The sequence below is a fragment of the Terriglobus roseus genome (assembly GCF_900102185.1).
In the GTDB taxonomy this organism is placed as follows: domain Bacteria; phylum Acidobacteriota; class Terriglobia; order Terriglobales; family Acidobacteriaceae; genus Terriglobus; species Terriglobus roseus_A.
Map to the genome: position 1 here is coordinate 4,664,816 of NZ_LT629690.1, position 26,120 is coordinate 4,690,935.

General features: G+C 58.0%; 25 protein-coding genes and 2 tRNA genes. 12 read left to right on the forward strand and 15 right to left on the reverse strand.

Annotation, left to right across the window (positions count from 1 at the left end; all coding sequences use genetic code 11):
* Nucleotides 1-47 precede the first annotated feature (47 nt).
* The gene (locus tag BLT38_RS19555) at nt 48-1,757 is read right to left on the reverse strand and encodes a L,D-transpeptidase family protein (RefSeq protein ID WP_083346687.1); all 1,710 of its coding nucleotides are present in this window, start codon (nt 1,755-1,757) and stop codon (nt 48-50) included.
* A gap of 74 nt (nt 1,758-1,831) precedes the next feature.
* Here BLT38_RS19555 and BLT38_RS19560 point away from each other — a divergent pair, with 74 nt between their 5' ends.
* Nucleotides 1,832-2,092, forward strand: coding sequence for a hypothetical protein (locus BLT38_RS19560; protein WP_156785226.1), 261 nt, complete (start codon nt 1,832-1,834; stop codon nt 2,090-2,092).
* Here BLT38_RS19560 and BLT38_RS19565 read toward each other — a convergent pair.
* Together BLT38_RS19565 and BLT38_RS19570 are read right to left on the reverse strand one after the other, a co-directional pair.
* Complete coding sequence (locus BLT38_RS19565) at nt 2,089-2,811, reverse strand: DUF72 domain-containing protein (RefSeq protein WP_083346689.1); 723 nt, start codon at nt 2,809-2,811, stop codon at nt 2,089-2,091. The genes BLT38_RS19560 and BLT38_RS19565 overlap by 4 nt on opposite strands.
* 64 nt (nt 2,812-2,875) lie before the next feature.
* Nucleotides 2,876-2,951: transfer RNA gene (locus tag BLT38_RS19570), tRNA-His, on the reverse strand.
* Between the two features lie 56 nt (nt 2,952-3,007).
* On the opposite strand from BLT38_RS19570, the gene BLT38_RS19575 reads away from it, so the two are divergent.
* From BLT38_RS19575 to BLT38_RS19585, 3 genes are all read left to right on the forward strand, one after another.
* Nucleotides 3,008-4,231 carry an acyltransferase family protein gene (locus BLT38_RS19575; RefSeq protein WP_083346690.1) on the forward strand — a complete coding sequence of 408 codons (1,224 nt, stop codon included), beginning with the start codon at nt 3,008-3,010 and terminating at the stop codon, nt 4,229-4,231.
* A gap of 40 nt (nt 4,232-4,271) precedes the next feature.
* Nucleotides 4,272-4,853: a DUF4112 domain-containing protein gene (locus BLT38_RS19580; RefSeq protein WP_083346691.1), complete on the forward strand. Its 582-nt coding sequence runs from the start codon at nt 4,272-4,274 to the stop codon at nt 4,851-4,853.
* 36 nt (nt 4,854-4,889) lie between these two features.
* Nucleotides 4,890-4,966: transfer RNA gene (locus tag BLT38_RS19585), tRNA-Pro, on the forward strand.
* 77 nt (nt 4,967-5,043) lie between these two features.
* Here BLT38_RS19585 and BLT38_RS20825 read toward each other — a convergent pair.
* Together BLT38_RS20825 and BLT38_RS19595 are read right to left on the reverse strand one after the other, a co-directional pair.
* Complete coding sequence (locus tag BLT38_RS20825) at nt 5,044-6,333, reverse strand: MFS transporter (protein ID WP_197674910.1); 1,290 nt, start codon at nt 6,331-6,333, stop codon at nt 5,044-5,046.
* A 53-nt stretch (nt 6,334-6,386) separates the two neighbouring features.
* Entirely contained in the window at nt 6,387-7,970 is a 1,584-nt protein-coding gene (locus tag BLT38_RS19595) for a DUF5060 domain-containing protein (protein WP_172838363.1), read from the reverse strand.
* Between the two features lie 82 nt (nt 7,971-8,052).
* On the opposite strand from BLT38_RS19595, the gene BLT38_RS19600 reads away from it, so the two are divergent.
* Nucleotides 8,053-9,228, forward strand: a complete 1,176-nt coding sequence (locus BLT38_RS19600) for an alpha/beta hydrolase (protein WP_083346692.1) — start codon at nt 8,053-8,055, stop codon at nt 9,226-9,228.
* Nucleotides 9,229-9,247: 19 nt separating this feature from the next.
* On the opposite strand, the gene BLT38_RS19605 is transcribed toward BLT38_RS19600, so the two are convergent.
* Complete coding sequence (locus BLT38_RS19605; RefSeq protein ID WP_083346693.1) at nt 9,248-9,607, reverse strand: carboxypeptidase-like regulatory domain-containing protein; 360 nt, start codon at nt 9,605-9,607, stop codon at nt 9,248-9,250.
* Nucleotides 9,608-9,693: 86 nt separating this feature from the next.
* Nucleotides 9,694-9,906 (reverse strand): hypothetical protein, encoded by a 213-nt coding sequence (locus BLT38_RS19610; RefSeq protein WP_047492415.1) that lies wholly within the window; start codon nt 9,904-9,906, stop codon nt 9,694-9,696.
* A gap of 239 nt (nt 9,907-10,145) precedes the next feature.
* Between BLT38_RS19610 and BLT38_RS19615 the strand changes: the two genes are divergently transcribed.
* Nucleotides 10,146-11,003: a rhomboid family intramembrane serine protease gene (locus BLT38_RS19615; RefSeq protein ID WP_083346694.1), complete on the forward strand. Its 858-nt coding sequence runs from the start codon at nt 10,146-10,148 to the stop codon at nt 11,001-11,003.
* A gap of 21 nt (nt 11,004-11,024) precedes the next feature.
* On the opposite strand, the gene BLT38_RS19620 is transcribed toward BLT38_RS19615, so the two are convergent.
* Complete coding sequence (locus BLT38_RS19620; RefSeq protein WP_083347217.1) at nt 11,025-12,584, reverse strand: sulfatase-like hydrolase/transferase; 1,560 nt, start codon at nt 12,582-12,584, stop codon at nt 11,025-11,027.
* Nucleotides 12,585-12,760: 176 nt separating this feature from the next.
* Here BLT38_RS19620 and BLT38_RS19625 point away from each other — a divergent pair, with 176 nt between their 5' ends.
* On the forward strand, nt 12,761-13,153 hold the full coding sequence (locus BLT38_RS19625; RefSeq protein ID WP_083346695.1) for a LysM peptidoglycan-binding domain-containing protein: 393 nt from the start codon (nt 12,761-12,763) through the stop codon (nt 13,151-13,153).
* A gap of 67 nt (nt 13,154-13,220) precedes the next feature.
* Here the strand turns inward: BLT38_RS19625 and BLT38_RS19630 are convergent, their stop codons facing one another.
* The 4 genes from BLT38_RS19630 to BLT38_RS19645 form a co-directional block, all read right to left on the reverse strand.
* Nucleotides 13,221-13,691, reverse strand: coding sequence for a hypothetical protein (locus BLT38_RS19630; protein ID WP_083346696.1), 471 nt, complete (start codon nt 13,689-13,691; stop codon nt 13,221-13,223).
* A 76-nt stretch (nt 13,692-13,767) separates the two neighbouring features.
* Complete coding sequence (locus tag BLT38_RS19635) at nt 13,768-15,780, reverse strand: M13 family metallopeptidase (RefSeq protein ID WP_083346697.1); 2,013 nt, start codon at nt 15,778-15,780, stop codon at nt 13,768-13,770.
* A gap of 207 nt (nt 15,781-15,987) precedes the next feature.
* Entirely contained in the window at nt 15,988-16,368 is a 381-nt protein-coding gene (locus tag BLT38_RS19640; protein WP_083346698.1) for a hypothetical protein, read from the reverse strand.
* 18 nt (nt 16,369-16,386) lie between these two features.
* A complete protein-coding gene (locus BLT38_RS19645; protein WP_083346699.1) occupies nt 16,387-16,764 on the reverse strand; it encodes a hypothetical protein in 378 nt (125 codons plus the stop codon).
* 183 nt (nt 16,765-16,947) lie between these two features.
* Between BLT38_RS19645 and gyrA the strand changes: the two genes are divergently transcribed.
* Nucleotides 16,948-19,929 carry a DNA gyrase subunit A gene (gene gyrA, locus BLT38_RS19650; RefSeq protein ID WP_083346700.1) on the forward strand — a complete coding sequence of 994 codons (2,982 nt, stop codon included), beginning with the start codon at nt 16,948-16,950 and terminating at the stop codon, nt 19,927-19,929.
* A gap of 86 nt (nt 19,930-20,015) precedes the next feature.
* Here the strand turns inward: gyrA and poxB are convergent, their stop codons facing one another.
* Together poxB and BLT38_RS19660 are read right to left on the reverse strand one after the other, a co-directional pair.
* A complete protein-coding gene (gene poxB / locus BLT38_RS19655) occupies nt 20,016-21,755 on the reverse strand; it encodes a ubiquinone-dependent pyruvate dehydrogenase (RefSeq protein ID WP_083346701.1) in 1,740 nt (579 codons plus the stop codon).
* Between the two features lie 118 nt (nt 21,756-21,873).
* On the reverse strand, nt 21,874-22,596 hold the full coding sequence (locus BLT38_RS19660) for a hypothetical protein (RefSeq protein WP_083346702.1): 723 nt from the start codon (nt 22,594-22,596) through the stop codon (nt 21,874-21,876).
* A 176-nt stretch (nt 22,597-22,772) separates the two neighbouring features.
* Between BLT38_RS19660 and BLT38_RS19665 the strand changes: the two genes are divergently transcribed.
* The 3 genes from BLT38_RS19665 to BLT38_RS19675 all read left to right on the forward strand — a co-directional run bounded on the left by BLT38_RS19665 (nt 22,773) and on the right by BLT38_RS19675 (nt 25,218).
* Nucleotides 22,773-23,228, forward strand: a complete 456-nt coding sequence (locus BLT38_RS19665) for a hypothetical protein (RefSeq protein ID WP_156785228.1) — start codon at nt 22,773-22,775, stop codon at nt 23,226-23,228.
* On the forward strand, nt 23,221-23,505 hold the full coding sequence (locus tag BLT38_RS19670) for a hypothetical protein (RefSeq protein ID WP_083346704.1): 285 nt from the start codon (nt 23,221-23,223) through the stop codon (nt 23,503-23,505). The genes BLT38_RS19665 and BLT38_RS19670 overlap by 8 nt, the downstream gene beginning before the upstream one ends.
* Nucleotides 23,506-24,111: 606 nt before the next feature.
* Nucleotides 24,112-25,218 carry a mechanosensitive ion channel family protein gene (locus BLT38_RS19675; RefSeq protein WP_231966634.1) on the forward strand — a complete coding sequence of 369 codons (1,107 nt, stop codon included), beginning with the start codon at nt 24,112-24,114 and terminating at the stop codon, nt 25,216-25,218.
* A 3-nt stretch (nt 25,219-25,221) separates the two neighbouring features.
* Here BLT38_RS19675 and BLT38_RS19680 read toward each other — a convergent pair whose 3' ends face one another.
* Complete coding sequence (locus tag BLT38_RS19680; RefSeq protein WP_083347219.1) at nt 25,222-25,731, reverse strand: DUF1003 domain-containing protein; 510 nt, start codon at nt 25,729-25,731, stop codon at nt 25,222-25,224.
* A gap of 177 nt (nt 25,732-25,908) precedes the next feature.
* Here BLT38_RS19680 and BLT38_RS20615 point away from each other — a divergent pair, with 177 nt between their 5' ends.
* The gene (locus tag BLT38_RS20615; protein ID WP_156785229.1) at nt 25,909-26,064 is read left to right on the forward strand and encodes a DUF3309 domain-containing protein; all 156 of its coding nucleotides are present in this window, start codon (nt 25,909-25,911) and stop codon (nt 26,062-26,064) included.
* Nucleotides 26,065-26,120: the final 56 nt, after the last annotated feature.

The window sequence follows — 26,120 nt, forward strand, 5'->3', positions numbered from 1 at the left end:
ACGAAGGCCCGGCAGTCAGCCGGGCCTTCCTTGTTTTGCGTGGATGCTTACGCGTCCTTCTCTGTAACCGCCTTCATTGGCTTCTGCGGATACGGCCGTCCACCATTCAGCGTCTTCTCCAGGTCATCGTCATAGCCGTACATATCGCGGAAGAAGTGCATCTCGCCATCGTCGCTCCACGCGGTGCCATAGAAAACCACAACCGGAATAGGCTTCGGCAGCAACACTGTCTTGTTGTCCTGGCCATCATTCATGGCGTCGGCAATGGAGTCCTCATCCCACTTGGAGTTATCGCGCAGCAACCAGTTCGCCATCTTCGGCGGATCCTGCAAACGAACGCAACCATGCGAGTAATCGCGGCGCGTACGCGTAAACAGCGCCTTCTCATTCGTGTCATGCAGATACACATTGAACGGATTGGGGAACATAAACTTCACCAACCCTAGCGAGTTCGAAGTGCCCGCCTTCTGCCGCACCATCTGTGTACCCTTGTCGATCGCAGCAATGTTCGGTGAAACCACGTTGCCCTTCAGGTCTACCGTCTCGTAGTTCTTCGCGCCAAGATATCCCGGCTGCTTCTGCATGTGCGGAATGATCTCTTTACGCGCAATCGACGGCGGCACATTCCAATAAGGACGGAAGACAAGATACTTCATCTGGTCTGCAATCACGGGCGTGTGATGCGTGTCGTCGTCGCTCTTGCCGTCCACCACATTCATGCGGAACACTTCGTGATGATCGTTGCCTGTACCTTCAAACGCGCGCAACTCAAACTCCGGCAGGTTCACAATGATCGCTGCATTCTGATAGTCGTCATTCAGCCAGCGCCAACGCTCCATCGTGTCCACGATCTGCGTCACGCGTGCCGTCAGTGGCGTATTCAACGCATCAATCGTGGCGCTACCCAGCTTGCCGTCTTCATTCAAACCATGACGATGCTGAAAGTGCTTCAGCGCTTCTGTCAGGTCCGCGGACGAAGCAGTGGCATTCGCATCGCCACTGTAATCGCCCAATAAAGTCAGCTTCTGCTGCAACGACTGCAGCGCAGGATAGCCCGCAGTAATCGCAATCGACTTCGCGTTCGGATTCATCTCAGGCAGAGGATCTGAGTGATCCTGCGGAACCAGATCCAGATACTGCTTCAGACCCTTCTTCAACGCCTTGTATTGCAGCGACTGCGGCTCCGCAGCATCCACTGCAGCGGTGACATCGGAAGCATCAATGATCTGCGTGTTCAGGATTGTGACCGCATCGATCTTCTTCTCGTTGTAACCCTTCACGCCAAAGGTGAAGTGCGCAGGATTCGTGCGGCCTTCGTGCAGGTCGTTGAGATACCGAATCGCATTGACGGTAAGTGCTACATCAAACAGCGCAGCGCCCTCGGGCGATTTCAAATTCGCCACACGCTCATCCCACCGGCTGGCGTCATAGTCTTCCGGACGCAGACCGCGCTGCATCGCGTTCGAAAACTCCTGCAGCATCGCATCTGCCTGTGCGGTGGGTTTGCCGCCCTTCACCCACAGCGCATCCACATCACGCATGTCGTACAGGTTGTTCACCTGCGCCTGGATGTCGGTGAAGTCGGGATACTTCATCCCGTCAATGTGCCCCGGCGTAATGTCTGCCAGAATCTGCGGCGTGTAATCCGGTTCACTGCTGGTCGCGTGATGAATGATCTGGTGCGTGCGTTTGCAGCCGGAGAGGGGAAGAAGGGTGAATGCAAGTACAAGAGCAAGTCGACGAGCGTAAGTCTGCATAGAGTCCTGCACGCTTGGATGCGTAAAGTGGCGTGTGTGGCATTAGCGTACCGGATGCGTTACGTTAGAGCCGGATGGACCAACATTTCTTTCATTTGCAACTACGCATGCTCGGCATGGGCCTGTGGCTGTACGCGGAACTCATCGGAGACTCGCCCGGCCCGGACCACGCTTTGCGTCACCTGCGTCCGGTGCGCTTCCGCAACGAGGCCGAAGCACTCCGTGCCCTCACTGCGGCAGAAGTCGGCACATGGTCCAGCTTCCCGCACGACGGTATCCACGCCACGCTGAACCGCACCAAACTTCGCACACTCGGATTTCGCGGTAACTTCTAAAGCTCGGCAGCCTGCAGACGCATTGCTTCCGCTGCCAGTGGCCCCGCAGGATCGTCCTCGTGTTTGTAATACACAAACACATCACGATCCGCCGCCATCGCATGAAACGTCGCGGCCTGGTCGGCAATGGTCACATCGTTATAGCCACCCGCCATCCGCAAGCGATAGCAGGCGAAGTCCTTGGCAGTCTGTACCTCAGGCGTCTTCAGGTCTTCACTTTCCGCAATGCACACAGCAGCGTTAAACCGGCGCAGCACGCTCCACGTCGCCTCGTCGAACCATGAAACATTGCGGAACTCAAAACACACACGTCCGGCATGGGCCATCTGGGGCAGGGAAAGGAAGTCTTCCAGCCTCGCCACATCGGCCTTAAAGTTGGGCGGCAACTGAAACAGCAAAGCGCCCATCCTGCCCGCATTCCGAACGGGCGTAAGCGCAGTCAGAAAGCGGTCAACCGAGTCGCCGCACTCTTTCAATCGTTTGCGATGTGTAATGACTTCCGGCGCTTTGAACGAGAACCGGAAATCCGGTCCGGCAGCCTCCATCCATCCGGCAAGCTGTGTCTCCGTGGGCAGCGCGCGAAAGGTGTAATTCACCTCAACGGAGTTCAGCCGAGTGGCGTAATGCTCCAGAAACCGTTTCTGCGGCAGCTTGTCCGGGTAGAACCCCGGTTTCCACGTTGCATACGCCCAGCCGGAGGTGCCTGCGAAGAGAGCCATGCCCAACAGCGTCTCATACTGCAAAGAAGAACGGACACCTTGTGGGTGTCCGTTGCTTAATTCTTGGGGCGGCTAGAGGGATTTGAACCCTCGACATCGGGTGCCACAGACCCGCGTTCTAACCCCTGAACTATAGCCGCCATTACAGGTACGATTGTACCATCCAAAAGCCCTTCTCAGGCCTTATGCTTCCTGCATGCCCGTGAACGCCGCCACTGCTGATCCGGATTTTGCCCGGACGCCTGATTCCGATATTGTCCGCACCGCCACGGTAGAAGCACCGCGTACAGAGCGGTTATTAAGCGTCGATCTGCTCCGCGGACTCACGATCGCGGTCATGATTCTGGTCAACAATCAGCCTGGAAACAAGGGCTTCTTCGAACTGCGTCACGCACAGTGGAATGGCTTCACCCTGACTGACCTTGTCTTCCCCACATTCCTGTTTCTTGTGGGATTGTCAGTCGTCTTATCCATGGCCGCGCGTCTCGCCAAGGGCGCCTCACGACGCACGTTGTTCCTGCACACGCTCCGTCGTTCCGCCATCCTGGTTTTCTTCGGCCTCATCGTAAACACCTTTCCCTTCCAGCATCTGGACAGCATCCGTTTCTATGGCGTTCTGCAGCGTACCGCCATCTGCTACCTGATCGTTGGAACGCTCTGCCTCCTGCGCTCCGGATGGAAAGACAAGGCTGTCATCGCCATCGCCTGCCTCATCAGCTACTGGCTGCTCATGCGTTACGTCCCGGTCCCGGGTTGCGGCATCCCAACGCACGAAATTCCCATCAACGACCCCAACTGCAACCTGACCTCGTATATTGACCGCGCCATCTTCGCGCCGCAGCATCTCTACCAGCGCGTCCGCGACCCCGAGGGCCTGCTCTCCACGCTTCCGGCCATCAGCACCGCCCTGTACGGCGTGCTGGCAGGCATGTGGCTGCGCACCAAGCGTTCCAACGCCTGCAAGGCCGCAGGAATCGCCGTCGCGGGCGTCGTGCTGGTTTCCTCAGGCCTGCTGTGGAGCATCGTCTTCCCGTTGAATAAAAAGCTGTGGACCAGCTCGTTCTCGCTCCTCGCAGGCGGACTTAGCCTGCTCCTGCTGGCCGCCTCGGTTTACATCATCGACGCCAAGCGCTGGGGCCGCTCCGGCCTCGCCGCCAACGAAGCACCGGCTATCTATAAGCCGCTCATGGTCTTCGGCACCAACTCCATCCTGGCGTACATGGTGTCGGAACTGCTGCCGCCCATCTTTTCGCAGGTCAAAAGCGCAGACGGAAACATCCTGCGCACCCTGCATTACAAGCTGGATTGGCTCATCCCGGGCCACGGCTGGCCGGAGCTTTGCTATGGCCTGATCGCCGTCTTGGTCACGTGGCTCATCGTCCTGCCGTTCTATCGCAAACGCATCTTCCTGCGGGTGTGACTTTCCCTGTGGCCGGAAAGCGAGTTCAATAGACAAAGCGATGCCGCCACGTCCCACCTCCGAGCCCGAAATCCTGCGCCCACGCTTCGGCGGTGGCGGCGACTTCTTCAGCGACCGCAACCTCGACGTACTCTCGCACCTGCTGGATGACTATCTGCGCATCCCCGGCACGCAGATTCGTTTCGGTCTGGATGGCATCATCGGCCTGATCCCCGGCATCGGCGACGTGTTGGGCGCCATGGCCTCGTGGATCATCATCCTGGCCGCATGGCTGCGCGGAGTGCCCCGCGTCACGCTGGCACGCATGTTCGCTAACGTGGCCATTGAAACCATCGTGGGCACAGTGCCCATCCTGGGCGACGCCTTCGACATCGCATGGAAGGCGAACCGCAAAAACTTCATGCTGCTGGAGCGCTCGGTCGGCACCATCCCCGTCTACAAAGACGGTGCCCCATCCATCCCAGTGCGCGGAGCCACCCCGCAACAGCGTCGCCGCCATCAGCTCTCTGACTGGCTTTTCCTTGGCGCTCTTTTCATGGGCATGATGCTCCTGTTGGCCATTCCCATCGTGTTGCTGGCCTACATTGCAGGACGTTTCTTCGCAATGGGCGCGCACCATTGATGCGGAAGCCCCCAATGAAGGTAAAATAGTCACAGTCGGGGCGTAGCGCAGCCTGGTAGCGCATCTGCTTTGGGAGCAGAGGGTCGGGAGTTCGAATCTCTCCGCCCCGACCATCAAATCCCCTTAAAACATATTCAGTGGAGCTGATCGAGGCGTTGCCCTGCATGGCGCTCTATCGTCAGCGGCCGTCTTAGGCGATCTTCGCGCCCGCTTCGGCCTCAACAAGTTCATCTTCGCCAATCGGCGGCTTAGGAAATCCTCCGCCAAACTTCCACACAAGCAGCAAAACCAGCGTGCCCAGCACAAGGCTCAACAGTGCATCGGTAACCAGCGCACCGTGCACTCCGAAGCGGTCCGCGCCAACACCATCCATCTTCACGGAGCCGGTGATCGCCAGGTTGCACGCCGCAATCGAAACCGCATACTGCGTAGCGCTCAACGGATTGTTCTTTCCCACAATCTGGAACACCAGCGCGCTCGTTGCGGTGTAGTTGATGCCTGCCATCAGGTTGTAAAAGAAAAGTCCGCATGCAAACACCCACGGTGTCTTCGGACCAAACGCCATCGCCAGCGATCCCAGTGCCGCAACCATCGCAGGTGCAATGAACAAAAAGCGGCGATCAAAGCGATTGCTCAGTGGCCCACCAATCGCAGCGCCAATGGCGCATGCAATCGTGAACAACAATCCCACAGAAAGATTCGTTAACTCCGGGCTCGCGTGAAAGTCCGCACCCATACCGCCGAAGAGATTCTGCAGCGCAAACGTCGCTGAAGGAATCACGAACACCAGCAGTGCAAACAGATAACTCGGTTGCCGCGCCGTCTCCCACAGATCGCTGAACAGCTTGCTCATGGCTTCGCCCACGCGACGCGGAATGCGATCTTCCTTCGGAATAAAGAAAAGCGGCGTCGCACCCAGCAGAATAGGAATGGGCACAGTGAACATCGCAACATGCGTAGGAAGATTACGTATCTCCCACACGCACAGCGCGCCGCCCGCGCCCGTCAGTGCAAGGTAGCTGATGTTGAGCCACGCACTCGCTGCGGAATGCTGCGAAGGACGCACCAGGTTCGGCACCATGCCACCAATGGTGCTGGTGTACATCTGGTTGCACAGATAGCCAAAGAACACCACCAACATCAACGCGGTGGCGTGCGGACCATGGCCTCCGTTTTCAGCGGCAGCGCCCAGCATAGGAACTGAGAAGCAAAGGCAAGCGGCAGCAGTGATCGCCAGCAATCCAGCCCACACACGCCGCGGCAATCCGCAGTCCACCAGCGGTGTCAGCAGAAAGCTGACGTAACTCGCTGTCAGAATCAGCGCGATCATATCGGCGGTGCGCCCCAGCGTCACGCCATGTTCCGGCATCAGTTGCGACAGGCTTACTGAAGCAAAGCCGTTATACATTCCGCCATAAAGAATGCCGGTGAGCCATGCAGGCATGTAGCGGCGTTGAGGCGCAGTGGGAGCGGAATACATTTTCGCTATCGTAGCTGCTACACACGAAAGCAGGCGCGGAAATCTTCGTTAGCTCAAACCTTCCGGAAGACAATCGCCATGCCGGGCTTGCCGGGAAGCTGTATGTGGTTGGTGCCACCACTTGCAGACTGGCCTGCATTCTCATCCGTAACATTGCCCGAGCTTTTTGTTTTGCCAGTGAATGTGCCAGGAAGCTCCTGCATCGTCATCGCGAAAGGATCAATCAGTGTGGCGAGAAAGGTCACTCCAGCAGGAAGAGGGAAGTCGTATTCCGCAAGCGCATGCGTGTCGAAGTAATACAGGTACAGTTCGCCGGGCGCGCCAGCAGAAAGATAGTACGCATCCACAAACTCGTTCAGGCCGGTTGTCGGTAAGCTTTCCACCAGCTTTCGCAGAAACGCAATGCGTGGTGCACTGTGCCCGCGAAGCTTGCCGCCATCGGACCACACAGGTTCGTTCGGCGGCGTAATGAAAGTCTCACCGTGCGAGGCATACGTGCCCCGAACAGTAGCCAGCCAGAAGCGTCGCGCCATCTCCTCAGCAGAAAGATTGCCCCAGCGCCGCGCAATGTTTCCTTCGTATTGAATCTCGTCATACACAATGGGCTTGCCCCACGCCCGCCGACGTTCTTCCGAACGTTCAAAGTCATACTCCTGCAGGCTGGCATGCGTGCACCACGGCTTGCTGTGGTCGTACACCACCTTGCTGTGATGGATCGATCGCAAATGATTGCTCGGGTCTGCCTCTGAAACCACGCGGAAGTAGCGATCCCAATCGCTCATCTGCTTCGTCTTCACCAGGTCGTATTCATTGGCAATGGCCCACCACACATTGCGATATGCAGAAAGTCGCGCAACGGCATAACGCAGATAGCGGTCATCGGCCTCCGCTGTCATGTTGCGAAATCCCCATCCATCGTACGGATGAAACAGGATCACATCGGCCTCAATACCCATCCGCAGCAGATCCAGAATGCGCTGTTCAAAATGTCGAAAGTAAGCCGGGTTGAAGCGTGTGAAATCAAACTCCTCCGGTTTGATTCCATCAGCCGAAGTGCGCACAAAGGGAAGTGCTGGTTCCGGTCGCGATCCTTGCCCCTTCGGCATCAGGCAAAGACGAACGTTGTTGAAGCCCGCCGTACGCAACGCGTCCAGCGTCTGCGTCTCCCACGGCTCTCCCATGAAGCCCATCGAGTAGCAGGTAGTACCGAACGGAAAGAACGGTGTCCCATCTGCATGCGCAAAGTGAAAACGATGCGCAACGCTAACGGGTCCATGATTGTCCTTCGCAGCCGACATCACACGCAGAGTTCCGGCATGGCCATTTAAAGCCGAGGCATTGCTTTCCGTCTTCCATGTCCATGCACCGGGCTGGTCCGGCATAAACCGGACACGATAAAGCCCCTCACCGTCGTAAAAACCCGGAACAGAAACCGTGCGCGAACCCAACCGAAATTGGGCACCGAAAGTGATATCAACAAATGGATTTTCGTCCGAGGGGCCATGCAGCGTCAGTTCAAAACAGTCCCACTGTTCTGCCGTCGCAGCCTTATCGTCGCGCGCGGAACCCGTCTGTGGAAACGCGGCGGCACCTGCGGACATACCCGCGATTTTCAGCCATTCGCGTCGGGTCATCATGCACTTTGCATCGTAGATGGAGGTGTGGAACGGTGTCATCCCGCGGCGCGTACTACGGCTTGATATGCTGAGAGACATACCCATGAACTCCGCTGCCTCACGTCGGCTTTTGTGCTGCGCTGCTGCCGCATTCTTTGCGGTGCTGCCAGTCGCGGCGCTGGGGCAGGCGTCGCCCACACCCACGGGCGAGCCGGAAGTGCTGCACGGCAACAACGGCTCCATCACCGAGGTAGGCGTATTAGGGCGTGCCGAATACCGCATCGACGTTCCTGCATCCTGGAACCGTTCGCTGGTCGTCTTCTACCACGGCTACTCGGAATCACCCTTCCGCTTCCGTCTTGACGGCAGCATCGGTGCGCAGCCTGAGCAGATGTACAAACGCGGCTTCGCCGTCATCCAAAGCGGCTACAGCGAAACCGGATGGGCGCTCCAGGCCGGCTACTCTGACACGGAATCGCTCCGTCGCTACTTCGTAAAGAAGTACGGCACCCCACGCGAGACATTTGCCGCGGGCGGCTCCATGGGCGGTGCGCTCACCATGATCACCATGGAGCTCAACAAGAACACCTATGCAGGTGGCCTGAACCTCTGTGGAGCGGTTGGCCCCAGCTATGTGCATCTCGATCGCAGGTTCGCCACGCGCGCCGCGTTCGACTACTACTTTCCCGGCCTGATGGGCTCTCTGGACCCCGTCCCACCAAACTTTGAAGAGAGCGAAGCGCTCCGGCAGAAGGTGCTCACCGCATTGCGTGCCAAGCCCGATGCCGCGCTCGCCATGCGCGAACTCATGCAGCTGCACTCTGACGTGGAGGTAGCCCGCGCCATCGGCTACTTTACCTACGTCATCGGCGATCTACAGAAGAAGGCGGGCGGCAATCCCTTCGACAATCGCAACTGGATTTACACCGGCACCAGCGTCAACACCGCCACGGACTACGCGCTGAACGACGGCGTCCGCCGCTATGCGCCCGATAAACCAGCACGCGATTACCTGATGGCGCATTACTGGCCAAACGGGCGTCTGACCAAGCCCATGCTGGCTCTGCACACCATTTACGATCCGTTGATTCCGGCAAACACCTTAACGCTGTACGCCAGCGAAGTAGCGCACGCGGGCTACGCCGACAATCTGGTGCAACAGTACGTCCATCGCGAAGGGCATTGCACCTTCACGCCGGAAGAAGTCGGTCGCGCCTTCGACGAGTTGCTCACATGGGTGCACAGCGGCAAGGCTCCACAAGCCGGCCTGCTGCACTAAAAGAAAACGCTCCGCCGGTTTACGGCAGCTTCAGCGTTAATTCCTGGACCTTTTTGTTATCGAAGGAACTGAGGTTCTTACTGTCGGACTTCTGTCCATTCAGGTCCGCCCACACTTCATAGTCCGTCGACGTGGAGAGCTGGGCAAAACGAAACTGCCCGTCATCCGCCGTAATGTAACTGCGCTGGGAAAGTGCGCGTGTGTCCTTCAGATGGACCACAGCACCCTTCGCCGGTGCACCGGACTTATCGACCACCGTGCCGGTCACACTGCGTGTAGCAGTCGCAGCCTGTGCCTGTGCGGTGGGCATGGTTAGGCTCACAGGGGCCAGCAGAAGGCCTCCAGCAAGCACGGACGTAAAGATACGCAATCGGTTCATGTATCGCCTTGCGATGGCTGCCTGGAGTGTCCGCGGCAGCCATCCCTTATATCGGATAGAACCCGAAGTCGTCGCGAGAGTCGCGATTACTCCTCGTCCTCGTCATCGTCATGAGAACGGCCGTAATCATCGTCCTCGTCGTCGTATCCTTCGGCGTCCACCGGCGCAATCTGCAGGGGCTCCGTGGAGACGATCTCCAGTTCTGTCCCACACTCGTCGCAGGTGATGGTTTCGCCCTCTTCGACCTCGTCTACATCGATGTCGAGCTGGTTATCGCACTCTGGGCAAGTCGCTGCCATGATCGTTCCCTCTAGCGTTTTGGTGTTGTGTTGCAGGTCCGGTACGTGCCGGTGCCCCATAGTATCGTTTTCCCGCTCAGGTGCAGTTGTGGCTGCGTTGTTTGCTACAGACGCCAACCGCGCCGCGCGGGGTTGTTTCGAACGGCATTCTTCAGCCGCTAAGACGGTCGTGCCACTTCAGCAGAGTACACAACTCTCTTTACGCATGCCGACAACGAACTGTGATGAAATGATGGTTGATGTCTCCGCGCGACCCAGTCACGCTCACTCTGCCACCCTTCCGCGGCGCCGTTCGCCGCCTCGTGATTTCGTTGCTGGCTGTGTATCTTCTCACAGGATTGCTGGCGCTGGTATCACCCGCTGTAGGCCGTTTTCTACAACTTTTCTTCCTGCTATCGCCATGGTCCGTTGTCCGCCACGGCTACATCTGGCAGCTGCTCACGTACCCGTTTTTCAATAGCGGCATCATCTCTTTCGCCTTCGCTCTGCTGAACCTCTGGTTCACCGGCTCCATGCTGGAAGACATCCGAGGCGCGCGCTGGTTCACGGAACTGTTTTACGTTTCGGCACTGGGCGGAAGCATCCTGGCCACGCTGCTCACCGCATTGCCGCCACTCGTCACCGGCGGACGCATCATCCTGCCGCACCTCGATCCCACCACCGCAGTGGGCGGCGTAGGCGCTCCGCTCTTCGGAGTCCTCATCGCCTTCGCCATCTTCTTCGGCGATACAGAATTTCTCCTCTTCTTCGTCCTCCGCGCAAAGGCAAAATACGTCGTCTGGATCGGCGGCCTGATCTACGTGGCGATGCTTATCTTCGAGGGCAATGCACTCTGGGCGCTCCTCGCCATCTGCAGCGGACTCAGCGGCTACGCCTACACAAAACTTGCGCACCGCACGGGCCTGTCCACCTCCACCAGCGAACGCTGGTACGGCCTTCGCAACGCCTACTACCGCTGGAAGCGCCGTCGCGCCGCGCGCAAGTTTGAGGTCTACATGCGCAAGCAGGACCGCATCGTGAAGTTCGACGAAGACGGCCGCTACATCGCACCCGAAGAAGAAGAGAGCAATCCACAAGACCGCAAGTGGATGAACTAACGCCGCTCTACGCGTCTACGTTCAGCGTGTAGCAGCGCGTGTCTTCTGCAGCTTCTCACGCAGCCTCTGCACAATCTCTGGATGCTCACTCGCCAGATTGTGCAACTCATATGGATCAGCCTTCAGATCGTAGAGTTCCAACGGCGCAGTCGGATAAGCAGGCTGCCCCCAGAACTGCCGCGTAGACTTCTCATTCAAACCACCCGTCTCTGGCTTGGTATGAATGCCAGGCCGCTCCGAACGATCCACCAATTTCCACTGGCCTTCCACAACCGCCAGCACCGTAGCCTCTTCCACTAGCGATTCACGACCAGCAGCGCTGCGCCCCAACAACGGCTGCAACATGTTCTGACTATCCTGCGCAGACCCCGCGGGCACAGCCTGCTTTGTAAGCGCAGCAAAGCTAGCCAGCAGATCCACCTGGCTGATCAACGCATCCGAAACTCCCGGCTTCACCGTGCCCTGCCAACGCAGCAGGAACGGCACACGCGTACCGCCCTCTTGAATCGAATACTTCCCACCACGCCACGGCCCCGCAGGTTTGTGCTGCCCCAGCTTGCGATCGGATCCATCGTCATAACCGTCATTCACAACAGGCCCGTTGTCTGAAGTGAATACCACAAGCGTGTTCTCATCCAGATGATTGCGCTTCAACGCAGCCAACACCTGCCCCACGCTCCAGTCCAACTGGCTGATCACATCGCAGCGCACACCGCATGTGTTCTTGCCCGCGAACTCTGAAGCAGGAGCACGCGGCACATGGATATCGCTCGGCGTGAAGTACAGCAGAAAAGGCTTGTCATGATTGCGATCGATGAACTCAACAGCCTTGCCCGTGAAGGTCGCAGCCATCTTTTCATCCACCCATCGCGCAGACTTGCCACCCTCCATCCATCCAATGCGACTAATGCCATCCACAATGGTGCCGTCATGCCCCTCGCTTAACTTCATCTTCAGCAGCTCGGGGTCTTCTTTACCGGTAGGTTCGTTACCTATCTTTGTCTTGTACGAAACATGAATCGGATCAGCAGGATCAAGATTCACCACACGATGATTGTGGATGTAAACCGTGGGCACTCGATCCGCCGTAGCAGCGAAGAAGAACGCATCATCAAACCCAAGCTCACATGGCCCCGGCTTGATCTCGCCATTCCAATCAATCGTTCCATCGCCCAGACCAATGTGCCATTTGCCCACAAGCCCAGTGGTATAGCCAGCAGACTTCAGCACCGACGCAATCGTCGCCTGCTGCGGATCGATCAGCAGCTTCGCATCGCCCGGCAACACGGCAATGCCATCCTTTCGCCACGCATAACTGCCGGTCATCATCGCATAGCGCGAAGGCGTGCATGTAGCGGCATCGGTATGTGCATTCGTAAATCGCAAACCCTGCTTCGCAAGCGAATCAATATGCGGAGTAGCAACATCCTTCGCGCCATAGCTCGACACATCGCCATAGCCAAGATCGTCCGCCAGAATCACCACAATGTTTGGTCTGCGCGTCGCAGCCGCGAGCAGGCTGGGTGTTGAGGTAACAGCAGCAGCCGCTGCCAGCCCACCAAGAAACCGTCTGCGATTCATGCGCATGTCCATAGCCACTGCTCTTTGTCTCCCATCTCGTGCTGCTCAAAGCACATGCCCACGCAGCGGGATGATTCTTTCACACAACAGAAATATGAACGTTCCGTAACGTGTGTTCTCGCGCGTTTCGCCAACATCATTTCGCGCATCCAAGCCATGCGAAGGAGATTTTTCCAATGGCTGATCTGGCAACACTGCAGCAGAAGTATGAACCCGTCCTGAAAGCAATTGACCGCTTCACACCGGAAGGCGCGCAACTGCAGGATGTATCTCTCGCAGGCGACAAGCTGCACGTAAAGGCAACACTGCCCTCGCAGGTAACACTCAACTTCGTATGGGATCAGATCAAGAAAGTCGACGCGCAATACGCTGACCTGCAACACGAACTCATCAACAGCGGCGGACAGGATCAGCCCTACACCACCAAGCCCGGCGACATGCTCAGCAAAATCGCACAGCACTTCTACGGCGACGGCAATCTCTACGGCATTATCGTAAAGGCCAACAACATCGCCGATCCAGACAAGCTGGCCGCAGGCACAACCCTGAACATCCCAGTGCGCAGCTAACAGCGCAACAAGCTGCATGACAAAGGGCCGAGGCAAACGCCTCGGCCCTTTCTAACCTCGTTAAAACTTAGTAGCCGTAGTAGCCGCGATGCGTATTCTGATTCGCCGCACCGGCAATGGCACCCACACCGGCACCAGCAGCACCACCAATCAGCGCACCCTTGCCGCCGCCCAGCAATCCGCCAAGCACCACACCGGCAATGCCGCCAATCGCCGCACCCGTACCCGGTCCAACACCGTTGTAGTGATTGCCATAGTAGTAGCGACCATCGTTGCGATAACCACCGTTATAACCACCACGATAATCCGTATCGCGATAGCCGTTGTTGCGGTAGCCATCATTGCGATACCCATTGCCGTAATAGCTGCTGGCATATTGCCCCGGCCGAGGACCCTGCGCCGAAGCCGCCACTGGAGCCACCATACCCGCCAGCAAAACACCCGACATCACCGCACGCATAATCCGTTTCATGGCCAACCGTCCTACGGCTCCCAGATCGCCGCGGCGCCCATCGCCGTCGTCGTCAAAAGCACGCATCAGTATGAACACACATCACGCAGAAAGTTGCGCTGCTTCATCCCGCTTGTCTGCGAAGCATCAAGAAACAGGTCGCTTACCAAACAGAGCATTGCTCCGCTGCTGGCCGTACCATCGCATCGCCTTCCTTGCACGCAAACGCCTTATCAAACTCGGGCATATTGCTCAGCGGGCCCAGCACACGATAGCGCCCCGGCGGATGCGGATCAGTGGACACTGCAGTGCGTGCCATCTCCGGGCGTGCCAACGCGCCACGCCACTGTCCTTCGGCCAGGAAGAACTGTTGTTCCGGTGTCAATCCGTCCACCGTTGGCTCTGGTCCTTTGCCCTCACGCGATCGCTCGTATGCGCGGAACGCAAGATTCACGCCACCCAGATCACCCAGCGCTTCACCTGTCACCAGCTTGCCCTGCAGGTGGAGTCCCGGCTCCACAAAGTAGTTGTCATACTGCTTCGTTGTGCACGCCGTGCGCTCCGTGAAGTTCTTATAGTCGGCATCCGTCCACCACTTCAGCAGCCGACCATCTGCGGCATACTGCGCGCCCTCATCATCCACACCGTGGCTTATCTCATGGCCAATGCTCACACCCACCGCGCCATAATTAATGGCATCCAGTCCCTTCGGATCAAAGCCCGGCGGCTGCAGATATCCCGCAGGCACCACCACCTCGTTCATCAGCGGGTTGTAATACGCATTCATCGTGGGCGGCGTCATGTCCCAGCGACCACGATCCACTGGCTTGCCAATCTGCTGCAGATCATCACGCACGGAGTAGCGGCGCGCGCTAATGACGTTCTCCAGAAACGTGTCGCGCTTCACCACCACACCTTCGTATGTCTTCCATTTGTCTGGATAGCCAATCTTGATGTTCAGCGCATTCACCTTCTCCAGCGCCTTCGTCTTCGTCTCCGCAGTCATCCAGTCACGCGTCTGGATGGACAGCTTTAACTCATTCACAATGTTCACGGCCATGGTGCGCGCACGTGCCTTTGCTTCCGGTGGCAGGTAGCGGTCCACATACTCGTGGCCCAGCGCCTCGCCCAGCATGCGGTCCGTTGTAATCACGCAGCGCTGCCACCGTGGGCGTTGTTCCTTCGTGCCACTCAACACCGTGCCGCGAAACGCAAACGACGTTTCCTCAAAGTTGTCCGCTAACGAAGCGGCATTGCCATCCAGCAGATGCCACCGCAGGTACGCCTTCCACTCCGCCAACGATACGGAAGTCAGCAGCCCATCAAATGCCTGCACCACCTTCGGTTGCCCCACATTCATGTGGCCCGTCGTTGGAATATGTTTTGCCTTAAAGTCTGCATCCCAGTCATAGTGCGGAGCCAGTGTCTTCAACTCTGCAAAGGTCGTCGGATGGTCTGTCGCCTTCGGATCGCGCAGCTCCACACGGCTCATCCGCGCCTGCGCCAATGCTGTTTCAATCTTCATTACGGCGGCGGAGTCAGTCGTGGCCTGCTCAGCGTTTTCACCCGCCAGCGCGTACATCTTCTTCATGTACTCCATGTACTCTTCGCGCACATGTTTGAATCGGGCTTCATCGCGCAGGTAGTAATCGCGGTCCGGCATCCCCAGTCCGCCAATCTGTATCTCCGCAATCATCTTCGTGGTGTCATGCGAGTCCTGCGTCGCACCCTCACCCACAGGCGCATCCATCCCCATCGCAGCCATCGTCACCATGGCTGCATTCAGTGCCTTTACGTCGCGAATGCTGTCCACGGCATGCAGCATCGGCTCCAGCGGCTTTAGCCCCGCGCTGTTAATGGCCGCATCATCCATGCACGCGCCATAAAAGTCGCCGGTTAGCTGAGCAGGCGAACCCTTCGGCGACGTCTTTTTCATATCGTCTTCCGCAATCGTCCGCAGACGCGCCCACGTATCGTCCTGGGTCACGCTCCGAATCGCCCACGTTGCCTGCCGTTCCGGCATCGGATGCGTCTTACGCCATCCGCCCACGGCAAACGCCTCAAAGTCATTGCACGGGTTCACAGAGCGGTCCAGATTCTCCACTGGCACACCGCGCAACTGCTGCGCAGACAACGAAAGCGTACAAACCAGAAGCGCACAAGCCGCAAAGCGCATGGAAGAAAACCTCGACTCGGAAAGTGTCTTCACAATACATCCTGAAGTCGCCTCCAAGGAGTGTTTCTAGGCGTTTGTGAAAGCGCTGGGCCTCCGCCATTTCTACTGAAAGAGACAACGGCGACCAATAACCCCAAAGAACGCAAAGAAGCCCGACACCCGCGTTGCCCTCGGTGTCGGGCGTCTCCGCTCATCAAAATCGAATAGCTATTTAGTATTCGCGGCCGTCGTCGGCGTAGCTGTCTGCCGCACGGCAGCATCCACCACCGCATACAGCAACTGGTCCGAATCACGACGAGACGCCGTCTTGATCAGCATGCCCATCTTTCGTCCGGCGGCTTCGGTGTCCGGCAATGTTAGGCCACGCTTCTGGGCGCTTAGGTTCGCGCACGCCTGCACCATCTGAAAGAACTTGTCTTCGTTTCGCCCGCTCTCCACCCACGCTTCGTGAACCGTGCTGGTCAGCAACTCTTGGCTCACCGGCATCGCAGCCGCGCTCTGTGCCGGTTTGCTCTGTGCCTGCACCGCCATCGGAGCCACCATCAATCCGCCCACCAGCGCCGCCTGTAGTACCCAATACTTCATCATCTCTTTGTCCTTTCGCGCTTAGTGGCGATAGCCGTGGTTGTAGTCACGATAGTCGCGATTATTGCGGCTATCCGCATTCGCCTTGCCCAGCAGCGCACCGCCACCGGCGCCCACCGCGCCGCCGATCAGTGCACCCTTCAGGCCGCCGCCAATCAGACCGCCCAGCAGCGCACCCGCACCGCCTCCAATCAGCGCGCCCTTGCCCGGCCCAATCCCACCGCTGTTGCGGTTGTCGTGGTACCGGCTGCGGTCATATCGGTCGTCATACGGATGCGTCCCACGGTAGCCGTTGTCATATCCGCCGTGATGCTGCGCCTCCGCTGGCTGAATCACGACCGCAGGGGCCACCGTTCCCAACAGCAACGCCCCGCTTAAAACCATTCCGAGTCGCTTCATCCTCTATCCAATCCGCGCCGCAGCTAAAGGCAGCAGCGCCGTACTCCGTAGGTAGATGCCTCAACCCACCACCGGTGTCAGCTAAACCTAAGTAAATTCATGGGGAACCGATTCGGAACACCAGCGTAAAAGCCGCGTAAATCGGGCCTCTGAAAGAAGCCAGCAGTTATACTGATAGAGACAATGGCAGACGATCAGAACCAGCTTCCCCTCGGCTCAAACGGCGGTAACAACCCCGAAGAAAACGCGAAGACGCCAGACACCGCACCAGCAGGTTCAGGAGGCGACGGCGGCAACACGCCCACCGGCCCCGGCGCAGCGTTCATGATCCCCATCAACATTGAAGAAGAGATGCGGCGGTCGTATCTCGACTACTCCATGTCCGTCATCATCGGCCGCGCTCTCCCTGACGTCCGCGACGGCTTGAAGCCCGTGCATCGCCGCATCCTGTACGCAATGCAGGAGATGGGGCTCCAGAGCAACAAAAAGTACACCAAGTGCGCCAAGGTCGTCGGCCACGCCATGGGTAACTACCACCCGCACGGCGACTCCGCCATCTACGACGCCATGGTCCGTCTCGCCCAGCCCTTCTCCATGCGCTATCCGCTGGTCGACGGCCAGGGCAACTTCGGCTCCGTCGACGGCGATCCACCGGCCGCCATGCGTTACACCGAAGCCCGCATGATGAAGATCACCGGCGAAATGCTCGCCGACATCGACATGGACACCGTCGACTTCACCCCGAACTACGACGAATCCACGCTCGAGCCCACAGTTCTCCCCGCGCGCTTCCCGAACCTCATCGTCAACGGTTCTTCGGGCATCGCCGTCGGCATGGCGACCAACATTCCGCCGCACAACCTCACCGAGATCATCAACGCCACCATCACGCTGGTGAACAACCCCACACAGGGCCCGGCTGCTGATCTCGACGCCGTACTCGAACACGTGCAGGGTCCCGATTTCCCCACCGGCGGCTTCATCTTCGGCAAGCGCAACATCCGCGAGTCCTACCGCACCGGCCGCGGTCGCTACCTCATGCGCGCCAAGTGCTCCACGGAAGAGCTCAAGGGTGGTCGCGAGTCCATCATCGTCAGCGAGATCCCGTACCAGGTCAACAAGAACAACCTCATCAAGCGCATCGCAGAGCTCGTCACCGACAAGGTCATCGACGACATCTCCGACGTCCGCGACGAGTCCGACCGCGACGGCATGCGTATCGTCATCGAACTCAAGCGTGGCGCGCAGCCTGAGATCGTGCTCAACCAGCTCTACAAGAACACCTCCATGCAGGAGAGCTTCAGCATGATCTTCCTGGCCGTGCACAACGGCCAGCCCCGCGAGCTCCCGCTGCCTGAGGCGATCCGTGCCTTCATCGAGCACCGTATCGAAGTGGTCCGCCGCCGCACCGCCTTCCTCCTCGGCAAGGCCCGCGAGCGCGAACACACCTTGCTCGGTCTGCAGATCGCGCTTGACCACCTCGACACCGTCATCCGCATCATCCGCAACAGCAGCAACCGTGCCGACGCCCGCGAGAACCTCTTCGCATACTTCAGCGGCAAGAAGATCAACCTGCGCGGCACCGAACTCGCAGGCGTCACGCTCGATCCCGCAAAGTACGGCATCGACTCCGCTCTGCTGCCCGCTGCACCCGCAGGCTCCGCGCTCTCCGGCACGCTCATCCTCAGCTACCGCCAGATCGACGCCATCCTCGAACTGCAGCTCTACCGCCTCACCCAGCTCTCCATCGACGAGCTCCTCAACGAACTCGCCAAGGTCCGCGAAAACATCGCCGAATACGAGTCCATCCTGGCCTCTGAGAAGAAGCTGCGCCGCGTCATCGTCAAGGAACTCGAAGAAGTCCGCGACAAGTACGGCGACGTACGCCGCACGCAGATCGTCGACGAAACGGCCGAACTGCAGCTCGAAGACCTCATCGCAGACGAGCAGGTCGCCGTCACCGTCTCGCACTCCGGCTACCTCAAGCGCACGCCCATCTCCACCTACCGCCAGCAGCGTCGTGGAGGCACGGGCCGCCTCGGCATGAAGACCCGCGAAGAAGACTTCGTGGCCTCGCTCATCGTCGACAGCACACACGCCTATCTGCTCTTCTTCACCAACACCGGCCGCGTCTTCTGGATGAAGATTTATGAAATCCCAGACGTAGGCGCCGCAGGCAAGGGCAAGCACATGGCCTCCATGCTCGCGCTCCAACCCGGCGAAAAAATCGTCAATTACCTCGCCGTGCGCAACCTCAAAGAAGAGGGCAAATACGTCTTCTTCGCCACGCGCGACGGCATCGTCAAAAAGACACCGCTCACTGACTTCAGCAACGTCATGGCCCGCGGCATCATCGCCATCAACATCGACAAGGAAGACGAACTCATCGGCGTCCGCATCACCTCCGGCGACGACGTGGTCTTCCTCGCCACCCGCGAAGGCATGGCCATCCGCTTCGAAGAAAAGTACGACCCTGAAAAGTCGGGCGGCCTCCGTCCCATGGGCCGTAACGCTGGCGGCAACAAGGGCATCACCCTCAAGAAGGGCGACTACGTCATCGGCGTCGCCGTCACACCGTCTGAGGACTCGCGCAACCGCAAGCGCCTCGAACTCGCCGCAAAGTTTGACGCTGCCAACCCGCCTAAGTCCGGCAAGCCCACCATGGCAGACCAGGTGAAGCAGGCCATCGACGAGCTGCAAAAGGCCAAGGGCAACGTCCCCCTCGAACTCGAAGGCGACCCCAACGAGAACGTGGTCGAAGCCGCCGCGCCAGAAGAACACGCAGGCCGCCTCGAAGCGCTCGACAAGGAAATCGGCATCACCCCCTGCCTCATCCTCACCGTCAGTGAGAATGGCTTCGGCAAGCGGACTGACGTCGATGCATACCGCCTCCAGTCACGCGGCGGCAAGGGCGTCATCAACATGCGCACCACGCCAAAGATCGGCAAGGTAAGCAGCATCCAGCTCGTCGATGAAACAACCGAACTCATGGTCATCAGCCAGTTCGGCAAGATCATCCGCATCGACACCAAGAGCATCCGCGCCGCAGGCCGAGCCACCATGGGCGTAAAGCTCCTCGACCTCGACGACGCAGACAAGGTAGCCGCTGCCGTAACCATCCCCAACGAAGAAAAGAACGAAGAAGAAAAACCGCTCGTGCAGTAAGTGTTTCTGAAACAGCAAAGAGGCCCGCTGCTCTTATGCAGCGGGCCTCTTTGCATGGTTCGCTTCAGCATGTGCAAGAGCGATTTCTAATCGCCCAAAATCTTATCCAGCAGGTTTGTCTTCGCCAAATCGATGACTTCATCGCCACGTCCGTTGAGTACTGCCTTCGACAGATAGAGTCCGAATCCCAACGCTTGCTGCGCGGTGATCGTCGGTGGCATGGAGAGTGTTCGCCTCGCGGTCTGTACGTCCACCAGTGCAGGGCCCGGGTATGAAAATGCTTTGTCCAATGCAGGGCGCAACTGTTCTGGTTGCTCCACGCGAACGCCAAGTAGACCGCAGGCATTCGCAACAGCCGAGAAGTCAGGATTCTGCAGATCGGTGCCGAATGGCACAATACCCGCCGCCATCATCTCTGTTTCGACAAACGCGAGAGAGTGGTTGTTGAAGACGATGATCTTCACCGGAAGTTTGTTCTGTACGGCGGTCAGCAGTTCGCCCATCAGCATCGCTAGACCGCCATCGCCGGACATCGAGATTACCTGTCGTCCTGGAAACGCTGCCTGCGCTCCTATGGCCTGCGGCAGCGCGCATGCCATCGTGCCATGCAACCACGAGCCCAGCAGACGGCGCTTGCCATTGAATTTCAGATAGCGCGCAGCCCAGATGCTTGGCGTGCCAACATCCACTGTGAACACGGCGTCGTCTGTTGCCATCTCGTTCAGCACTTTCGCCACGAACTCTGGATGCAACGGTGACGTTCCCGGCTTACCCACAGCAAGTTCATCCAGATCTTTGCGGGCATCTTTGTAATGTCCCAGGCTACTTGTCAGATGCGACGAGTCCTTTTTCTTCGCGTCAAGCAGCGGCAGCAGCGCCTCAATGGTTTCCTTCACCGTGCCGATGAGCCCAACGTCCACAGGCGTGCGACGACCAATCTGTTCGCCGCGTACGTCTACCTGTATCTTCTTTGCGTCTTCGGGATAGAACTGGGTATAGGGAAAGTCCGTACCCAGTGCAAGCAATGCGTCACAACGCTTCATCGCGCGGTAGCCCGACGAAAAGCCGAGCAATCCGGTCATGCCAACATCGTAAGGATTGTCGTATTCAACAAACTCTTTGCCGCGTAGCGCATGGACAATCGGTGACTGCAGCTGCTCCGCCAGCGCCAACAGTTCCTTATGGGCGCCTTCGCATCCGGCGCCGGCCAGAATGGTAACGCGCCGTGCATCGAGAAGAATCTCGGCAGCCTTCTGCAAACTCTCCGCACTTGGTACAACACGTGCGTTATTCCGTGTAAAGCCCAGTGCGTGTGCCGCTGTTGTGGCCTCTGCTAATGCAATATTGCCAGGCAGAACCACCACTGCCACACCGCGTTGTGCAATCGCCGTGCGCATTGCAATGCCCAGCACTCGTGATAACTGATCCGCCTCGTTTACTTCGCCGATGTAGTGGCTGCATTCCTTAAAGAGATGCATCGGCGAAGTTTCCTGAAAATAACCCGTGCCGATTTCGACTGTAGGTATTTGTGCAGCCAGAGCGAGCACTGGAACACGGCTGCGATGGGCATCGTAAAGCCCATTGATAAAGTGCAGGTTCCCAGGACCACAGCTTCCTGCACAAACGGTGATCTCGCCGGTCAGATGGGCTTCGGCACCTGCTGCAAAAGCGGCGGCCTCCTCGTTGCGCACATGCACCCAGTGAATGTCATTGCGCTTGCGGATGGTGTCGGTGATCGCATTCAGCGAGTCCCCCGGTAGCCCATACACGCGTTTCACACTCGCTTGAACAAGCGTCTCAATAAGAACTTCAGCTACATTCGCCATGCAATGTTCACCTGCACGCTTGGATGCAAGGTGTGGGTGCAGTGATTGTGTTTAGTAGCGTTAGATCGAGACAACAAGCTGCGCGTCATTTGAAACCCCACGCTTAGTGGGTTAGACGTTAAGCCGTAACAGAAAACGGCCCGTCCAAATCCACCTTCGGCTTAGCCAAGGCCTTCCATGCGTACTGCATGCCCCAGAACAGAATCAGCAATCCCAGCGCGCCGCTGCCGAATGACGTGAATAACTCGAGGAACGGCGAGATCAGCCCAAGTCCAAGCAGAAACGCGGCGGCGTAAATGTAGCCGTGATCCTCGGACTTATCCGCTGCCTTTGCGCTAGGGGATTCCTTCTTAGTCTGGTTTGCGCTCTGGGTGACGTTCGTCTTGGCTCGCGAATCCTTTGCGACCTGGTGCATTACCAGTGGAATAAACGCTGTGGACACGGCAGCGTAAGTCAGCAACACAGCCGCCCACTGATACCTGCGGCCACGCACACCGCCTGACCCGCGCAACATCGCGCGTCCAATCAGCCAGCCCACACCAATCGCCGCAAACCCAATCTCAATGCCGGTGATGATCTCGAAAGCGGCATAGGCAATCATGCCCAGGATGGCCGCTGGAATCCCCCACAGCAGCGCCTGCGTAAACGCCTTGTGCGTGTCCGCCGAAAAGGCTTGCTGCACATTCTCCACGCATACACCGCAACTCATCCGGTTCTGCAGCTTGAAGTACTCCGTCTCTAACCCACGACCGCAATAGCTGCACTGCTCCTGCTGCTTCTGCTCATCACCGGGAAACTGCACACGAGAAAAATCCACCACAGGCGGCGCAGGCGTAGCCATAGAACAAAACCTCAAGAAGGGAGTGCGCCAATTCTAACCAAGCCCCAACCCACACACCACCAAAACACAAAGCCGCACTCCCGAAACGGGAAGCAACCCTATCGAGTCGCATTCCCTGTTCTTCACGTCTTCGATCAAGAAGTCTCAACGCAGAAAGAAAGAGCCAAAAACTTTCGTTGACGGTTTCCGCGCGAGTGTTAAACTTCCGCCGTTCCCACGGAGGCAGCTTGGCTCGTATCTCATCGCAGATAAAGGCGGCTTGCACGCTGATCTTTTCAGTGGCCACCAGTGTCTCTACGGGGCTCGCCTCCACGCGTTACTTCGCAAACCCTCAGGGCGAATGGCAGCGGCCAGCCATCATTGCCGCCGTTTTCCTAATTCTCCAGGTACTTCTAACGTTCATTGATTCCGCAGAGGACAAAGAACTTGCAGAGTATCGAGCGCAACGGAAAAAAGAGGAGCAACGACGACAAGAGATCGCCGACTTGGATCATCAGAGAGCGATAGAAATCGCCAAAGGGAACGTGGAGTACCATAAAAACATCACCACGAAAGCGGTGGAGGCGATCAAGGCCGGTAACTTTACCGAATTGGATACGCTGCAAGAAGTGAGGAAAAAGATCGATGGCTAATCAACTCTATGTCGATAAGGCCGCAAGCGACCAGCTCGAGTCGTTCTCGGCTCCGGAACAGCGCGCCGTCGTGGAGACTCTTGAACGTCTGTCCTCCGATCCCCTTGGCAACAGTACGGAAGTGCCGCAAACCGACGACCTGCGTGTGGCTGTGGCGGATAACATTGGCATCGTGTTTAGCTACCAGAAAGCCAAACGGTCCGTAATCGTTACCGGTTTTGAAGAGCTCCCCCCCATCTCTCCTCAAGAGAAGAAATTCAAAATCGCCGCTGCCTAATTCTCCTAAGGTTTGCTTGATACCCCGTCCTCTCTTTTGAGGGCCTCGTTCTCTTGCTTAGCACCGCTCTCTCGAACAGAACCAAGCAAGCGCCAAAGGCGCGCCAAGATATTAGCCTAGGCCGAAGGCCTAGGTACGCCCACCCCACAAAAACAAAGCGCGGCCCAAGCAGCCAGCAGGAGTAAACCGCATCGCGCCGCGCCCCACAGAACCCCGCGGCTGGCCGCGCAGCGCCGAGAACGGCACGAAGTGCTGTCAACCCCAAGACACCCCATCCATCCCAATAAACCCATCCCCAACAACCACTTAAAAGCCAAACTTTGTTGGCATGATCATCCCACCAGACTTTCTAAAATAAGAAAGAGCCCAAAACCGAACCGCCCACCAAACCGTTAAGTCCTTTGGAAAGACGATTTTGCCTCTAACCTCAATAGAAAGACGATTTTAGAGACACCAAAACCGCAACTCCAATAGAAAGACGATTTTGCAAAAACAGGGGGGAGGGGGGAGGGGTACCCACCCTGCCGGAATCCGCCGCCTGCTCTCAACCCACCGCAAACTCGCTTCTAAGAGGGAAGATTTGCAAATCCTTCAGCGGGAGCGCCGATGCGCCTGGGAATCTTTCATGTCTGGCACGGTTGGTTCGTACCCTTCTTCGTCCTCTGCGCAGCGGTAGCGTTTTCCAACGCCTTCCACTGGCTCGTCTTCCGGTTCGTCCGTAAGGAGGAGGACAAGCAGAACCCACGATTCTCCGTCGGCCTGGGACTGCAACAGCACCTCGGCAAACCAGCGCGGGCAATCTTCCTCATCACCTGCCTGTTCTTCGTCCTCCCCTTCGTCCCGGTTCCCGAGAACATCCACGCCATCCTCCGTGAGATCCTCGCACTCGCCATGGTGTCCTCAATGGGCTGGTTCGCGGTCGGCACGGTCTATGTCGTGCAGAGCATCCTCTACCGCCGCTATGACGTCACGCTGGAGAACAACGTAGACGCGCGCCGCTTCCGCACCCAGTTCCAACTCCTCCGCCGCGTCATCGTAGCCTTCATCATCGTCATCACCATCGCGGCCTGCGCCTACACCTTCCACGACGACCGCCTCTGGCGCGCCGGCACCGGCTTGCTAGCCTCCGCAGGCCTCGCCTCACTGGTACTAGCAGGTGCCGCCAAGTCCACCGTGGGCAACTTCCTGGCCGGCATGCAGATCGCCTTGACACAACCCATCCGTATCGACGACGTGGTTGTAGTAGCAGGGGAGTGGGGCCGTATCGAAGAAATCAATTCAGCATATGTCGTGATCAAGATCTGGGACCTTCGCCGCCTCATCGTTCCCTTGAGCTGGTTCATCGAGAACAGCTTTGCCAACTGGACGCGCGAATCCGCGGACATTCTCGGCACTGCCTTCCTCTATCTCGATTACTCAGTCCCCGTCGATCCACTGCGCGCCAAGCTGAACGACATCGCGCGTAACGCCAAGCAATGGGATGGCAAAGTCGTCGGCCTGCAAGTAACCGACCTCCGCGAACACACCATGGAACTCCGCTGCCTCGTCAGCAGCCGCAACAGCAGCGAGAACTTCGACCTCCGCTGCATCATCCGCGAGGAGATGATGAAGTACGTCCGCGAGAACTACCCCGACGCCTTCCCGACAGCCCGCTTCCTGGCCCGCCCAAAGGACCAACCCAGCCAGTTCGAGATACCCGCGCAGCCCGTATGACTCTTACTGTTCCTCAGTAAGGTTCTCGCGGATGTTCTCCGCCACTTGCTCAATGGAGGTTTCCTGGCTCAGTGCCGCCACATCCCGGTCACGTGCCACGGCATACATCCCAAACTTCTCCGCCATCTCCCGGTTGATCTGTAGCAACGCCGTAGTCTCCTTCTCCGTCAGCAGCAGCACCTGTAGCATCAGGTGCTCGCGCTCATCGGCCCGGCGCCCCATGCGCTGCTGCCGCATCAAGATGAAACTCGCTAACAGGATCGCCTCAAGCGCCACAATCGTATCCAGCATCGCGAACGGATAAGGATCAAAGTGCCAGTGCTGAAGCGCATGCAGCGTGTTCCACAGAATCCAAACAGCAAAGAAGAGCAGGTGCAGAATCACAAAGCGCATGCTCCCCGCAAAGCCAGCGATAGTGTCACCGGCGCGTTCCGCTAGGGTGCGCTTTTCGGCGAACTCCTGTTCGTGTCGAGCGATCAGGTAAATGTGTTCCTGCACATGTTGATGGGACAAGGCTGTCTGCTGCTCCTGCATACGACGACTTACAGTCGCCTGTGCAAATGAGATGGCAATTCAGTCCACCGCGCCACTGCTGTCAAAGAGATTTCCATATCTGCAGAGACATCCCAGTAGAAGCACTTGCATCCCACACTGCAATGTGGCGGTAGATAAAACGTTTGAGGTGATGCAATGCTGATCGTTCTTCTGATTGTTCTGCTTCTCGTCTTCGGTGGCGGCGGATATTACATGGGCCCCGGCATTGGATATTACGGCGGCGGTGGCATCAGCTTAATTCTGCTGCTGGTAATACTGTGGCTGCTGTTCGGATCGAGCCGCGACATTTAGTCAAATTTGCTTTTGTTGGCGACGAGCGCATAAGTGCGCGATCGCCGACGCCAGAC